The sequence below is a fragment of the Niallia sp. FSL W8-0954 genome (assembly GCF_038005605.1).
GTDB classification, from domain to species: domain Bacteria; phylum Bacillota; class Bacilli; order Bacillales; family Cytobacillaceae; genus Niallia; species Niallia circulans_A.
This window is the reverse complement of record NZ_JBBOTN010000001.1, coordinates 346,474-361,152: the sequence shown is the minus strand read 5'-3', so window position 1 is coordinate 361,152 and position 14,679 is coordinate 346,474. Positions and strand designations below refer to the sequence as shown.

Sequence of the window (14,679 nt, the reverse complement as noted above, 5' to 3'; positions counted from 1 at the left end):
TTCATAAAAGCAGGCTGGACACGAATCCAGCCTGCTTTTATTCTATAATGAACAGTTCAAATTAATACTTTAATACTGCTCCCGTATTCGCAGATGTCACAAGCTTCGAATAACGTGCTAAGTAGCCGCTTTTTACTTTCGACTCAAAACCTTTCCATTCTGCTTTTCTTTGTTCCCATTCTTCCTCTGGAACAACAACATCCATTGTACGATTTTCAATATCAATGACAATATGATCGCCATCTTTTACAAATGCCAATGGTCCTCCTTCGGCTGCCTCAGGAGAAGCATGACCAATAGAAATACCTCGAGAAGCCCCAGAAAAACGCCCATCTGTTACCAGCGCTACTTTTGGACCAAGACCCATTCCAACAATTTGGGAAGTTGGTGCCAGCATTTCCGGCATACCAGGTCCTCCTTTTGGTCCCTCATAGCGAATGATGACAACATGTCCTTCCTTCACTTTTCCTTTTACTAATCCTTCCAGCACTTCATCTTGTGAATTAAACACAATAGCTGGCCCCTCATGTCGTTGAATGCCATTTTGGACTCCACCTGTTTTAATAATAGCACCTTGAGGAGCTAAATTCCCAAATAGGACTGCCAATCCACCTGTTTGAGTATGAGGATCATCAATTGGTCGAATGACTTGATAATCTTTCACTTTACACCCAGCGATATTTTCTCCAAGTGTTTTTCCTGTGACAGTTAACGTATCTAAATGGAGAGCTCCTTCCTTTTTCGATAATTCGTATAGCGCTGCTGACACACCGCCTGCTTCGTGCAGATCTTCAATATGTACATCAGACGAAGGCGCAAGCTTTGATAAATGAGGTACTCTAGATGCTACCTCATTGATTCTTTCAAGAGGATACTCTACACCTGCTTCATGGGCCAATGCTAATGTATGAAGTACTGTATTAGTGGATCCACCTAGTGCCATGTCTAGTGCAAACGCATTATCTATTGCCTTTTCTGTAACAATATCTCTCGGTTTGATATCTTCTTTTATTAGATTCATCAACTGTTTCGCAGATTTCTTTACAAATTCCTTTCTCTCTGGTGCTACAGCAAGAATTGTCCCATTTCCAGGTAAAGCAAGACCTAGAGCTTCTGCTAAACAGTTCATGGAATTCGCTGTGAACATGCCAGAACAAGATCCACATGTCGGACAGCCAAATTGTTCTAATTCTCTTAGTCCACCTTCATCAATTTTACCTGACTGAAAAGCCCCTACACCTTCAAAAACGGATGATAAGGAGATCTTTCTGCCATCACTAGTGACTCCCGCTTTCATCGGTCCTCCACTTACAAAAATAGTAGGAATATTTAATCGTAAAGAAGCCATCATCATTCCAGGTGTGATCTTATCACAGTTAGGAATACAAACCATCCCGTCAAACCAGTGTGCTGCAACTACTGTTTCAATAGAATCCGCAATAATTTCACGGCTTGGCAATGAATAACGCATGCCGATATGTCCCATTGCAATTCCATCATCTACCCCAATTGTATTCATTTCAAAGGGAACTCCACCTGCTTCTCTTATTGCATCTTTTACAATTTTTCCAAATTCCTGTAAATGGACATGCCCTGGAACGATATCAATATATGAATTGACTACTGCAATAAACGGTTTGTCAAAATCCTCCTCTTTTACACCAGCTGCACGTAGTAAGCTTCTATGTGGAGCCCGGTCGAATCCTTTCTTAATCATATTACTTCTCAATTGTGTCACTTCTACCCCTCCAATTATCCGACTAAATCGAAAAATCTGTATATTTAAACTTTTACTTATTGTAACACTATGATAACAAAATTGGTATAACTTATTCTTTCGATTATTCAGATAAAATAACTTCGTTTAGTTTTTGCTAGAAAAAGGAAAAACATCGTTATATCAACATCCATCTAACACTTCATGTCAGAAAAATTAACAAGAAATTCTTTCTATTCTTTAGGTTTCTTTCCCTTTTCTTGATACAAATTCAATATAAAGCTATATTAAAATAACATCATCTTTCTTATCCTATTTTCAACTGTTGTAAAAATCCCGATAAAAAAGCGATGAAGTTTTATATCCCTTCATCGCTTTTTTATTGATAACATTATTTTCTCCAGTTTATCCACACCTTAGAGATATAATCTCTTATGCAAATATCTCACTAATTTTCTTCACTTCTTCTTCTGTTAATGATACGTCCAATGTTCGAAGATTATTCTTAAGCTGTTCAGTTGATTTCGCCCCTGGAATGATTACATCAACCGCAGGCTGCTCTAACAGCCACGCTAGTGCAAAATGTGTTGCATCAAAGCCTTTAGATTCAGCCATTTGCTTTAATTGATCCACCTTTTCTACATTGCGAACAAATACTTCCCCTTGGAAAAGTGGATTATTTTCTTTTCCGCCGCTGATGATCGAATCCTTCGAATACTTCCCGGTTAATAATCCAGAAGCTAATGGAAAATACGGAATAAAGCTAATATTGTTTTCTACACAATATGGTAAATATATTTCCTCTGCTTGTCTTTTAAATAAAGAATACTCTGCTTGGAATACCTCTAAATAACCATCTTGGTTAAATTCTTTTATTTGTTCAGCATCTAAATTCGAAGCACCAACTGCAAGAATCTTTCCTTCATCCTTTAATTCTTTTAATGTTCCTGCTACCTCAGCCATAGGAGTAACTCCATCTGGAAAGTGAACATAAAATAAATCAATATAATCTGTTTGCAGACGCTTTAAACTATCTTCTACCGCTTTACGTAAAAATTCTCTGCTATTATCAAGTTCAATTTTGCCATCTACTAATTTATGAGCAGCTTTGCTTGCCAGAACGATATCTTGGCGGTTGCCTCTTTCCTTCAGCACCTCTCCAATTAATTCCTCTGATCTCCCTAATCCGTATACATAAGCTGTATCAAGAAAATCAATCCCAGCATCCAACGCATTTCTTACGACATTTTTTCCTGTTTCATCATTTAAATTTGGAAATAAATTATGACCACCGACAGAGTTTGCACCATATCCTAGCTTCGTAACATGCATAGCCGTTTGACCGATTTGAACTTTACTACTCAAAAGATTCATCTCCTTCATTAGTATATAGACAACTGTTTTCTTTCACTCCTAGTATGCTTTTTTCTTTAATAAGAGTAAAGCAATTCGCTTTGTATTCTATTTTCAAACAAGCTTCATATACTTTTAGGAGAACAAACATTAATGAAAGGACTTCGATTATCTGTGCATGTATTAAAAAGTGGAATCTTTGTTATCATTTTTCTCTTTCTATTTATTACATTATGGTCGATAAGTGGAGTTCAATTGCGACTAAATTTTCCTTTTATTCTTATTCTGGCCGTGCCGTTATGGGTCTATTTCCGACTTCAACGAAAGAACGAAAGAAATTCAGTCATTTTTTCTAAAGAGATTCTGCCCAATCTATTTTTCTTTTATTTGCTGACTGTTGCTTATGTGACTTTAGCTCCTTTTCACTTCACTCCACCAACCATAACGGAAGGAAAAATGAATATTACACCATATGTTCAAATTTTGTATCAATATAAATATAAGCCGCCTTTCTTTTGGATGTTATACACTTTAGGCAACATCATCTTGTTTATTCCCTTTGGTTTTATACTGCCTATGTTATATAAAAAACATTTTCAAGCATTGATCACAATAGGACTTGCTATCCTCTGCTCTCTTTCCATTGAACTAATCCAATTTTTCTTTACTGTTGATCGAACTGCAGATATAGATGATTTCATTCTTAATGTCTTTGGTGCGATAATAGGATATCTTCTCTATCTATTAATGTGGTTATTTTTGCGGAAAATAGATTTAAAATAATCACCAAAAAGGGGCATCAGAAAAAGATTAACTCTTCTTCCGATGTCCCTTTCGTCTTATTAATAAAGCAGAACAAACTATTATTCCTCACCAATAATTCTAACTTCTGTCTCAAGCTCGACGTTAAAGTTTTCTTTTACTGTTTTTTGGACATGTTTTATTAAGGATAGATAGTCATTAGCTGTAGCATCTTCTACGTTCACAATGAACCCTGCGTGTTTCGTCGAAACTTGTGCACCACCTATTTTCGTTCCTTGAAGACCGCTATCTTGAATTAGTTTCCCTGCAAAGTGGTTAGGTGGTCTTTTAAAGACACTCCCGCATGATGGATATTCTAACGGTTGTTTTGATTCACGCAAGAAAGTAAGTTCATCCATTTTCGCCTTAATTTCTGCATACTCTCCTGTTTGCAGAGAAAAAGTTCCTTCTAACGCTACCCAGCCATTTTTTTCAATACTACTAGTACGATAGCCAAGTTCTAATTCCTCTTTTGTTACAGTTTGAATTTCACCTGTTTTCGTTAATACTTTTGCTGATTCCAATACATCAGCAACCTCACCACCGTAAGCTCCCGCATTCATATATAACGCTCCACCGACAGAACCTGGAATTCCACAAGCAAATTCCAATCCAGTTAAGGAATGCTCTAATGCAAATCTAGAGGTTTCGATAATCGCCGCACCACTTTGGGCAATCACTTTATTTCCTGCAAGAGAAATTCCCTCAAGTTTAGTTAAATTAAATACAACTCCACGAATTCCGCCATCTCTAATCAACACATTAGAACCATTTCCTAATATCGTGATTGGCACATTTTGAGTAAGGGCTAATTTATACGCTGACTGTAATTGTTCATATGTTAGCGGAAAAAGTAAAAAATCAGCCTTTCCACCAATTTTAGTGTACGTATATTTATTTAACGCCTCATCCATTTTTACACTTTCTTTAGGCAATATTTCAAGAAATTTTTTTAATAATATATTTTTATTCATTAATCTCAACCTTCTATACATATTTCTGACTACACTATTCTAATAGTATACCAAAATTATAAATAGGTACGACGATAATAAGCAAATTTATGTGAAATGTTACTCAATCCCATTATATGAGAAAACACTTCTCTTCATGCTAAAAATAAGGATAAGACAAGTTTCCATAAAAAAAGCTAAGTAATCTTTTATCTATTACTTAGCAAATGCTACTAATTCTCTTTCCTTTTGGTGTAATAAGTCGTAAGAGAGGCAAGCAGGCTTATTCGTTCTAGGGTCCTTTACGACAACAGCATCTATTTGGAAAACTTCTTTTAGAACCTCTTCTGTCATTACCTCTTCCGCTGTTCCCTCTTTCATCAATTTACCATTTCTCATTGCGATCATATGATCAGAAAATCTTGCTGCATGGTTCAGATCATGAATAACCATCACAATTGTTCGATTTTCTTCTTCATTCAATTTCTTTAACAATTTCAGTACTTCCAATTGATGAGCCATATCCAAATACGTTGTCGGTTCATCTAATAACAGAAGATTTGTTTCCTGCGCAATCGCCATCGCAATCCACGCTCTTTGACGCTGACCACCTGATAATGTATCAACTTCTTGATCCTTCAGCTCTGTTAAACCCGTTACTTCTAATGCCCAATTTATCACTTCTTTATCTTTCTCTCCTAATCGCCCAAATCCTCTTTGATGAGGGGAACGACCATAGGAAACTAAATCATAAATCGTTAATCCATTCGGTGCGTCCGGTGATTGAGGAAGCACTGCCATTCTTTGGGCAATTTTTTTGGTAGGAATTTTGTGTATCATTTCTCCGTCTAGATATATAAACCCTGCCTTTGCTTTATGGATTCGAGCAAGAGTCTTTAATATCGTGGACTTCCCACAGCCATTGGGCCCGATAATGGTTGTGATTTCCCCTTCCTTTACACGTAAATTCAAATCATCAACAATAATTTTATCTTCATATCCAATTTTGAGTTGATCTGTAGACAGTATGTCCATTCTTCTCCCCTCCCTCACTTACTTTCTAGAAGTTTTATTATAAATTCAGAGTCATTTTCTTTTGCTATTTTCCGCGGTTATTTCCTTCTTTATTCGAAGATCAAAGATATATCTATTTCTTTACAAATTACATAATTGATAATGATTTTCATTATTTATTATAATTTGTACTAGGATTTCATTCAAGACTGTTTCACATATTTACAAGAATTTATTTCGTGCACCTTTCTGATTTGATTCACGCAAAAAAAGTCTGCCTTATGGTGCTGCACCATCCGTTCAGACTTTTTTATCATATAGACATTCAAAAATACTGGCTCCAATTAATTGGATTATTTCTTTCCCCTTCTGATTAGCTGTAAGCTGATCTGTTAAAACCGCAATAAAGATCGTTTCATCCTCGTACTCTATGATGGCACAATCGTGTTCCACCTTATCCAATTCTCCCGTTTTATTAGCAATTCTAATACCACTATTCTCTCTGTGGTAATACGGCAGTTTATCAAGAAGTTGTTGATGATCTAAGATTGTCTTCCCACTCTGATTTTTATCGTTATAAATCGACTTTAAACATCGGAGAATATCTTGAGGAGAGGTATAGTTTTCGATTTTTCTTTCTCGCGCTTCTCGATCCATCATTTTTCGCTGCAGAATGGTTGATGACATCCCAATCTGTTGACACCTTCTATTCACATTGTCCATACCAAGTCGCTCAATCAAATAATTGGTTGCCATATTATCCGAAACAATTATCATTAAAGTAAGTAAATCGCGAATCGATAAACGACTTTGCGGAGACATGTATTGAACAATACCCGCTCCCCCTGTTTTTTGGAGGCTATTAACCTTTACTAAATCCTCCAAATCTAATATTCCACTTGAGCTCTGCATAAAGCCTTCAATCAAAACTGGTAATTTAATGAGACTAGCACTTGGAAAAATGTCGTTTTCATTTAGAAGAAAACTCTGCTCCTTCCATTCAATCGCTATCCCTAAATGACCTTCTCCCTCATATTCCTGCACAATTTTATCTATGCGCTTGCTTAATTTCTCCATATTCATCGTGTTATTTCCTAATAAAGGTGACAGGCTACAAAATGGCCATTTTCTCGCTCTTGCCAAGCTGGCTTTTCATTGGCACAAATATCCATCGCATGGGGACAGCGGGTTCGAAAAACACAACCACTTGGCGGGTCAACTGGACTTGGTAATTCTCCTTTTAAGATAATTCTTTCTCTTTTGTCTTCTATATCTGGATCTGGAATAGGAATAGCAGAAAGAAGCGCCTGTGTATATGGATGTAGGGGATTGGAATACAATGCCTTACTGTCTGTTAACTCTACTAAATTCCCTAAGTACATGACACCAATTCGATCACTGATCTGCTTTACCATCGATAAATCATGGGCTATAAATAGATAGGTTAATTGTTTTTCTCTTTGCAGCCTTTTTAATAGATTTACTACTTGTGCTTGCACAGAAACATCTAGTGCGGAGATCGGCTCATCTGCAATGATAAATTCCGGCTCTAAGGCTAATGCTCTCGCAATGCCAATTCTTTGTCTTTGTCCCCCGCTAAATTCATGGGGAAAACGATTGGCATGTTCTCTATTCAGCCCTACACTTTCTAATAACTCATCTATACGAGCATTTTTTTCTTCCTTTGTTCGATAGACTCCATGAATTTCTAAAGGCTCTGCTAGAATCTCGCGAACCGTGGAACGAGGATTTAACGAAGCATAGGGATCCTGAAAAATCATTTGCATTTTTCGTCGAAATGAAAAATTATCCTTTTCAGACATACTTCCCATATTGATATCATTGTATAAAACTTGCCCATTCGATGCCTTATATAATCCCATAATCGTTCTGCCTAATGTCGATTTTCCACAGCCCGATTCACCGACAATACCAAATGTTTCTCCTTTCTTGATAGAAAAGGATACATTGGATACAGCTTGTAATGTCGTATTCTTCTCTAATTCAAAATGCTTCGATACATTTTCTACTTTCAATAGGACCTGCTGTGTCATACCACTCTCTCCTTATTCCCAATATCTTCTTGCTACACATAATTCTTTTTCATAGATTGTATTTTCTAAAGGAATAATTTCGATTGTCTTTCCTGTTTTTGGGGAATGAAGCAATTTATTTTCTCCATAATAAATACCTACATGGTGGATATACCCTTGCCCTTCCTCGTAAGCAAAAAACAATAAATCTCCTGGCTCAATTTCCTCTAAAGGGATTTTTTTCCCTGCCTCTGCTTGCTCACTGGCATCTCTCGGTATCAAATACCCATTTGCTAAGCACATACTGTAACTGAAACCAGAGCAATCATAACCGAACGAACTCATGCCGCCCCATAAATAGTCTAGTTTCAAAAATCGCTCCCCTTGGTTTACTATATCTTTCCCTGTTCCTTTGCGGACATCTTGAAAAGAGGGATAAACGACTACATCCGCTGCTCTAATCCACCCTTCCCCAGAAGGTGTCGACACTTGAACCCATTCTCCTTCTTGTTTTTTTAGCGGGAGTCTCGTTTGAAAGGATAATGGCAATATCACATCTTTATTGCGATTGCATAACTCTGCTGCAAATGCTTCAACCACTGCAATCGGTCCACTTTGTAAAGAATAACCTTCCTTTTTCACCAATTGTTTTTTAGGTATCCATCCCGGGTAGCCAAGCTGATTTTTCCGAGTTGCTTGATTGGGCAATGCTACATATGCCCAGTCGCCTTTTTCATCCAATACATATACCTCTTGCCCATACAATGCTTGAGATTGTACTAAGTTCTCTGTACAAAGCTCTAGTCCTTTTTCATAATCAAGACTCGCAATCCAGCTCTTTATGTCACACGGATTATCAATTGCCCCTGCGTCTATTTCTCTGGCTGAATATTCAGTTGTCCAGAGGGTAGCAACAGGAACATCCACTATTCTCACATCATATTTCGTCATCCCACATTCTCCTTTTCGTGTACAAGAATATGATTTATCCCCAAACCAAATTGCTTAGATAAAATGATGTTTCTTCCGTCATATTGAACACCGCCATCTACTATGTCTCGGGCCAGCATCAGCGGTGCATCAAAATCATAACGAGTTATATTCTTTTTACTTGCTGCAAAATGGGCCGCAGCAGTTATCCCTAATTTAGTTTCAATCATACTTCCGACCATACATTCCATTCCTGAAACTTCAGCTAAATGATTAATAACCTGGGCACGGTAGATACCCCCTGATTTCATTAATTTAATATTAATTAAATCTGCACTGCGTGTTTTCAGCACCTCAAAGGCTTGCTGGGGAGTAAATACAGCCTCATCAGCCATAATTAATGTATCTACTGAATCAGTTACCTTCTTTAAACCTTGTATATCATCCGCTTTAACTGGCTGTTCCACTAATTCGACGTTAAGTCCTAAATCCTCCATTTTTCTTATAGCTACAACTGCCTCTTTCGGACTCCAGCCTTGGTTAGCGTCCAGTCTTAATTTAATTTCACTTCCTACTCTTCTTCTAATCTCTATTATTCTATTAATATCTGTTTGTATTTCATCTTTTCCCACTTTAATCTTTAATACATTAAACCCTTGTTTAACATAGCTCATTGCGTCTTCTCCCATTTCTACCGGGTCATTAACACTAACTGTATAATCTGTTTCCAATGTATTATTATATCCACCCAATAATTGATAAAGCGGCAGCTTACAGTATTGGGAAAAACAGTCATATAGAGCCATATCAATCGCTGCTTTTGCACTCACATTTCCAACCAGTATTTGCTGGATTCCTTGAAGCAATAATTCGAGCTGCAAAATGCTTTTGCTCAATAAATAAGGTTTGAACACTTCATGAATGGATGCTTCGATGCTTTTTAGACTGTCTCCTGTTATTACTAAAGTCGGCGGTGCTTCTCCCCAACCAACAATTCCGTTTTCGCATATAATCTTTACATATACAGACTCTGCAATCGTTACGGTTCGTAATGCTGTCTTAAAAGGTTTAATTAATGGAACTGCGACACGGAATGTTTCGATTTTAGTTATTTTCACTATGTATCATCCTTATTTTTAAAATCTTGTTTTCTGGTGGTGTTATACCAATTAACTTACTCTCCAGCTTTTACTTCTTCTAATTTATTCCACGCCGCTATCAATCATTAGTACTTTTTCATTCGTATTTATTTCCGCATTAACCCCTAGCGGAATTGATATATGTGGCGAACAATGTCCTATTTTAAATCCCTTCATGGTTGGTTTCCCCGCTTTTTGAATATAGTGGTCAATCACTTCGTCTAACACAAGCGACTTGTCTCTTTTGGGAAGACATTGATGAAAATCACCAATAATAATTCCGGCAGCATCTGTCAGCTTTCCAGCTTGCTGTAATTGATTAAGCATTCGGTCTATTGATCGCGGCTCTTCATTTATATCTTCTATCAGTAGAATTTTTGCTTTAGTATCTATTTCAAAAGAAGTACCGATTGAACTTGTGATAAGAGAAAGGTTTCCTCCTGTTATCTGTCCTGCGGCCTTTCCTTCTACTAAAATATCCAAGTTCGAGTATTCTTCTGTATACATCATTTCCTGCGGTTGAAATAATTGTTTTAATAGAGCTTTCGATAAAGGATGACAGTCTTCCATTCCAATATCCGATGAAAGCATCGGACCATGAAAAGTAACCAATCCTGTTCTATTAAAGATTGCAGTATGCAGAAACGTTATATCACTGTAGCCCCAAAATATCTTCGGATTTTGAGCAATGATGGAATAGTTAATTTGACCTGCTAATCTAGCGGTTCCATATCCTCCACAGGCACAGAAAATCCCCTTTACTTCTTGATCTAAAAACGCATTTTCTAAATCTACTAATCTAGCTTCATCTTCTCCTGCTAAATAACCGTATTGATCGTAAACATGTTGTCCAACCTTTACTTTTAACCCTAATTCCTCTTCTAAATAATGGATACCTTTCTGTAAAGTGTCGGACGATGGCGGACTAGCTGGAGCAATAACGGCAATGGTATCTCCTTTTTTTAAACGTTCCGGCTTTATCACTTTTTATTATCCCTTTCTTTTTTCATTTTTTTAATGTTTTAAGGAAAGAAGGGATGCCTTTTGTTCATCCCTTCTGCTCTCTTCTTATTTTTTATCTGCCCATTTTAATTCAAGGTATCCAACCGGATGACGAACAATTCCCGTCACACTATCGTTTTGTAAATACACATAGTTATAGAAATGAATTGGGAAAATTGGTGCCTCATCCAACAGTAATTTTTCTGCTTTATACATTAATTCAAAGCGTTTTGCTTCATCCGATTCATTTTTAGCCTCTTTAATTAATTGATCATATTCCGCATTTGACCAACCTGTTCTATTCATTGCCAAACCAGATTGGAAGTTTTCAAGAAAGTTAATCGGATCTCCATAGTCTGCAAGGAAAGAGCTTCTGGATAATTGCAGCTTTAAAGCTGTTTGTTCTTGCGTAAAGACGCTTGCTTCCATATTGGCAAGCTTGACGTCTATGCCAAGATTATCCTTAAACATTGCTTGTAAGGCTTCCGCTATTGCTTTATGTGTATCACTTGTACTATAAGTAAGCGTCACTTCTGGCAAAGTTGTATATCCTTCTTCCTTCATTCCTTGTTCAAGCAATTTCTTTGCTGCTTCCACATCTGTCTTTATTAAATCTCCATTCGTTTTACGGAAATCATTCCCATCATTGTCCAAGTATCCATATGAAACAAAGCCATAGGCAGGCTTCTCTTGATTTTTTGTTACATAATCGACGATTTGCTGTTGATCAACAGCTAAAGCAAAAGCCTTACGAATATTTTTATTTGTGAACGGCTCTTTTGTCACATTAAATCGATAAAAATACGTTCCTGCCTGGTCTTCTACTTTAACCTTTCCTTCACTAAATAACTGCTCACTTAATTCTGCTGGAACATCAGAAACATCCAATTCCCCATTTTGGAACATTTGATATTCTGTATTGGAATCATCCACCATTGCCCAGTGTATTTTATCTAACTTAACCGTATCAGCATCCCAATATTTTTCGTTTTTCTCCATTTCAAAATAGCTGTCATGCTCCCATTTAGTTAATTTAAATGGACCATTTCCTACAAATGAGTCTGCCTCTGAAAACCATTTTGGATTTTCTGTCGCTACCTTTTCATTAATCGGAAAAAATGCAGGATTAGTGATAACATTTAGAAAATAAGCTTGTGGGGCTGTTAAGGTAACTTCAAGCGTCTTTTCATCAACTGCTTTAAGTTTTACATCCTCTGCTGAACCTTCTCCGTTTGCATATGCTTCTCCCCCCTCAATAAAATAACCAAGGAAAGCAGCTGGCGATTTCGTATCTGGATTTAACAATCGTTTCCAAGCAAAGACAAAATCACCTGCAGTAACTGGATCTCCATTAGACCAATTTGCATTCTCTCTTAAATGGAACGTATATACTTTTCCGTCTTCTGACACATCCCATTTTTCAGCTATAGCCGCTTGAGGCTCATGATTGTTATCCAATCGCGTTAAGCCCTCCATTAAATTGTTTAAAGCTGTCCATGAAACACTATCAAAACCAATTGGCGGATCGAAAGAACTAGGCTCTTGTCCATTGTTTAAATTTAATACCTTTTCTTTCGTTTCCCCTGCCGCCTTTTCCTTTCCTGCATCACTATTGGCTGTACAAGCAGCAAGTGAAAAAATTATAATCATAGCCAAAAAACTGATTGCTATCTTTTTCATCATATTCCCCCCACTTCGTTTTCATCTCGTAATCTATAAAATGACTTTTCCTTTAAAGTCAAAAAATAGCTAAAAACTATATTCCGAAGACTTCCAATCTTTAAATCGTGTGCAATACCCGTCTTGCCCGCTCATCCTGCAGCCAGCAATTGACTTGATGTTGAGCACTCAAATTACTTTTTGACGGGTATACTCTTTTGCACACCTCCATTGCATACGGGCACCTTGCCGTAAAAGAGCAGCCTTTTGGCGGAGAAAATAAATCTGGAGGAGTTCCGTCTATTGGCACCAGCTCACCTTCCTGATCCAATCTCGGGACAGAATTTAGCAGACCCTTTGTATATGGATGCTGGGGAGAATAGAAAATATCTCTTCTATTGCCCATCTCCACTATTTTTCCTGCGTACATAACCGCTACACGATCAGCTACTTGAGCAACTACCCCTAAATCATGTGTGATTAGAATAATGGATACTTCTCTTTTTTGTTGAATCTCTCGGAATAAATCCAAAATCTGCGCTTGGATTGTTACATCTAAAGCTGTTGTAGGCTCATCTGCAATTAAAATCTCTGGTTCACAAATCAATGCCATCGCGATCACTATTCGCTGTCTCATCCCTCCGCTAAATTGGTGAGGATATTGTTTCAATCGCATTTCGGGATTAGGGATGCCAACTAATGTAAGCATTTCAATCGCCTTATCTTTTGCTTCTGCTTTGGAAATCTGCTTGTGCTGTTTAATCCCTTCCATAATCTGATCTCCAATCGTCAGCGTAGGATTTAAAGCTGTCATTGGGTCTTGGAAAATCATAGAGATATCGGCACCGCGAATTTTTCTCATGTCTTCATCTTTCAGCTTGGTGAGATCCATCCCTTTATATAAAATAGAGCCATCTGTAATTCTTCCTGGCGGACTCGGAATTAATCGCATAATCGTTTGCGATGTAACACTTTTTCCACAGCCAGATTCTCCAACAATGGCTAAAGTTTCCCCCTTTTGCAACGAAAAATTTACTCCTCTTACCGCTTTTACCTCTCCTCCATAAGACGCAAAAGAAACATGTAGATTACGGATTTCTAGTATTGCCGTCATTATTTTCCACCCCTCAGCTTTGGATCAAGAGCATCCTGGAGTCCATCCCCTAATACATTGAAAGCAAACATCGTAAGCGATATAAATAAGGTTGGAAAAAACAGCCTCCACCAATGACCTGTTAAAATAGCAGATAATCCTTCATCTGCCATAACTCCCCAGCTTGTTAAAGGTGCTTGGATGCCAAGCCCTAAAAAGCTTAAAAACGCTTCTGCAAATATTGCAGAGGGAACTGTTAAAGTCATTTGAACAATTATCGGGCCCATTGTATTTGGAAGAAGGTTTTTTCTAATTATTCTGTAAGTTTTAGCTCCAAAAGTTTTCGATGCTAAAATAAATTCATAGTTTTTTATTTGCAGAACTTGTCCTCTAACTATGCGGGCCATTCCAACCCATCCTGTAATAGACAAGGCAATAATAATAGATCCTAGCCCCGGCCCCATCACAACAGACATTAAAATAACGATTAATAAATATGGGAGTCCATATAGTACTTCTACTATTCTCATCATGACGTGATCCATCTTGCCACCCTTGTATCCCGATAGCCCACCGTAAGCAACTCCTATCAAAAAATCAATGACGGCAGCAGCAATCCCAACAAACAACGATATTCTGGCCCCGTACCAGGTTCTTGAAAAGACGTCTCTGCCAAGACTATCTGTCCCAAACCAATATTCAGAAGAAGGCGGCTGATTTTGATTAATAAGCTTTTGCTCCGAAATCGAATGGGGAGAAATTATCGGTCCAATGATAGACATAATAATTAATAAAATTAAGAAAAAAAATGCTCCCATCGCTAATTTATTCTTCCAAAGATTTCTCCATGCTTCTTGCCAATAGGATAGGCTTGGACGAACAACGGCTTCAGCCTCCCCAAGCTGTCTCTCTATTGGTACAAACCATTCATCAAGAGCAATATCGTCCTTTTTTTCATACATTGTTTCTTGACGTAAGCCCATTG

Annotated in this window: 13 protein-coding genes; 1 reads left to right on the top strand and 12 read right to left on the bottom strand. The window is 37.5% G+C overall.

Translation table 11 applies throughout. From position 1 onward, the window contains the following. Positions 1–61: 61 nt before the first annotated feature. Together ilvD and NX902_RS01890 are read right to left on the bottom strand one after the other, a co-directional pair. On the bottom strand, positions 62–1,738 hold the full coding sequence (gene ilvD, locus NX902_RS01895; RefSeq protein ID WP_095331102.1) for a dihydroxy-acid dehydratase: 1,677 nt from the start codon (positions 1,736–1,738) through the stop codon (positions 62–64). 411 nt (positions 1,739–2,149) lie between these two features. Next, the gene (locus NX902_RS01890) at positions 2,150–3,049 is read right to left on the bottom strand and encodes an aldo/keto reductase (protein WP_235973216.1); all 900 of its coding nucleotides are present in this window, start codon (positions 3,047–3,049) and stop codon (positions 2,150–2,152) included. 174 nt (positions 3,050–3,223) lie between these two features. Here NX902_RS01890 and NX902_RS01885 point away from each other — a divergent pair, with 174 nt between their 5' ends. Next, positions 3,224–3,853 carry a VanZ family protein gene (locus NX902_RS01885; RefSeq protein WP_095331103.1) on the top strand — a complete coding sequence of 210 codons (630 nt, stop codon included), beginning with the start codon at positions 3,224–3,226 and terminating at the stop codon, positions 3,851–3,853. Between the two features lie 80 nt (positions 3,854–3,933). Here the strand turns inward: NX902_RS01885 and murB are convergent, their stop codons facing one another. The 10 genes from murB to NX902_RS01835 all read right to left on the bottom strand — a co-directional run bounded on the left by murB (position 3,934) and on the right by NX902_RS01835 (position 14,677). Further along, entirely contained in the window at positions 3,934–4,845 is a 912-nt protein-coding gene (gene murB, locus NX902_RS01880; RefSeq protein ID WP_095331105.1) for a UDP-N-acetylmuramate dehydrogenase, read from the bottom strand. Between the two features lie 195 nt (positions 4,846–5,040). Then, positions 5,041–5,859, bottom strand: coding sequence for an ABC transporter ATP-binding protein (locus tag NX902_RS01875; RefSeq protein WP_095331107.1), 819 nt, complete (start codon positions 5,857–5,859; stop codon positions 5,041–5,043). 279 nt (positions 5,860–6,138) lie between these two features. After that, a complete protein-coding gene (locus NX902_RS01870; RefSeq protein ID WP_095331108.1) occupies positions 6,139–6,921 on the bottom strand; it encodes a serine hydrolase in 783 nt (260 codons plus the stop codon). An 11-nt stretch (positions 6,922–6,932) separates the two neighbouring features. After that, on the bottom strand, positions 6,933–7,892 hold the full coding sequence (locus tag NX902_RS01865) for an ABC transporter ATP-binding protein (protein WP_095331110.1): 960 nt from the start codon (positions 7,890–7,892) through the stop codon (positions 6,933–6,935). Between the two features lie 12 nt (positions 7,893–7,904). Further along, positions 7,905–8,822: a C40 family peptidase gene (locus tag NX902_RS01860; protein WP_095331111.1), complete on the bottom strand. Its 918-nt coding sequence runs from the start codon at positions 8,820–8,822 to the stop codon at positions 7,905–7,907. Next, positions 8,819–9,919, bottom strand: a complete 1,101-nt coding sequence (locus tag NX902_RS01855; protein WP_095331113.1) for a dipeptide epimerase — start codon at positions 9,917–9,919, stop codon at positions 8,819–8,821. The genes NX902_RS01860 and NX902_RS01855 overlap by 4 nt, the downstream gene beginning before the upstream one ends. An 84-nt stretch (positions 9,920–10,003) precedes the next feature. Continuing rightward, positions 10,004–10,924 carry a S66 peptidase family protein gene (locus NX902_RS01850; protein WP_095331115.1) on the bottom strand — a complete coding sequence of 307 codons (921 nt, stop codon included), beginning with the start codon at positions 10,922–10,924 and terminating at the stop codon, positions 10,004–10,006. A gap of 84 nt (positions 10,925–11,008) precedes the next feature. Further along, on the bottom strand, positions 11,009–12,622 hold the full coding sequence (locus NX902_RS01845; RefSeq protein WP_095331117.1) for a peptide ABC transporter substrate-binding protein: 1,614 nt from the start codon (positions 12,620–12,622) through the stop codon (positions 11,009–11,011). A gap of 100 nt (positions 12,623–12,722) precedes the next feature. Next, entirely contained in the window at positions 12,723–13,715 is a 993-nt protein-coding gene (locus NX902_RS01840; RefSeq protein WP_095331119.1) for an ABC transporter ATP-binding protein, read from the bottom strand. Then, a complete protein-coding gene (locus NX902_RS01835) occupies positions 13,715–14,677 on the bottom strand; it encodes an ABC transporter permease (protein ID WP_163185700.1) in 963 nt (320 codons plus the stop codon). The genes NX902_RS01840 and NX902_RS01835 overlap by 1 nt, the downstream gene beginning before the upstream one ends. Between the last annotated feature and the right edge of the window lie 2 nt (positions 14,678–14,679).

Coding starts and splice junctions, on each gene's coding strand:
- NX902_RS01845 (WP_095331117.1), bottom strand. CDS start 12,622: ATGAAAAAGATAGCAATCAGTTTTTTGGCTATGATTATAATTTTTTCA.
- NX902_RS01865 (WP_095331110.1), bottom strand. CDS start 7,892: ATGACACAGCAGGTCCTATTGAAAGTAGAAAATGTATCGAAGCATTTT.
- NX902_RS01890 (WP_235973216.1), bottom strand. CDS start 3,049: ATGCATGTTACGAAGCTAGGATATGGTGCAAACTCTGTCGGTGGTCAT.
- NX902_RS01875 (WP_095331107.1), bottom strand. CDS start 5,859: ATGGACATACTGTCTACAGATCAACTCAAAATTGGATATGAAGATAAA.
- NX902_RS01885 (WP_095331103.1), top strand. CDS start 3,224: ATGAAAGGACTTCGATTATCTGTGCATGTATTAAAAAGTGGAATCTTT.
- NX902_RS01870 (WP_095331108.1), bottom strand. CDS start 6,921: ATGAATATGGAGAAATTAAGCAAGCGCATAGATAAAATTGTGCAGGAA.
- NX902_RS01840 (WP_095331119.1), bottom strand. CDS start 13,715: ATGACGGCAATACTAGAAATCCGTAATCTACATGTTTCTTTTGCGTCT.
- NX902_RS01860 (WP_095331111.1), bottom strand. CDS start 8,822: ATGACGAAATATGATGTGAGAATAGTGGATGTTCCTGTTGCTACCCTC.
- murB (WP_095331105.1), bottom strand. CDS start 4,845: ATGAATAAAAATATATTATTAAAAAAATTTCTTGAAATATTGCCTAAA.
- NX902_RS01835 (WP_163185700.1), bottom strand. CDS start 14,677: ATGGGCTTACGTCAAGAAACAATGTATGAAAAAAAGGACGATATTGCT.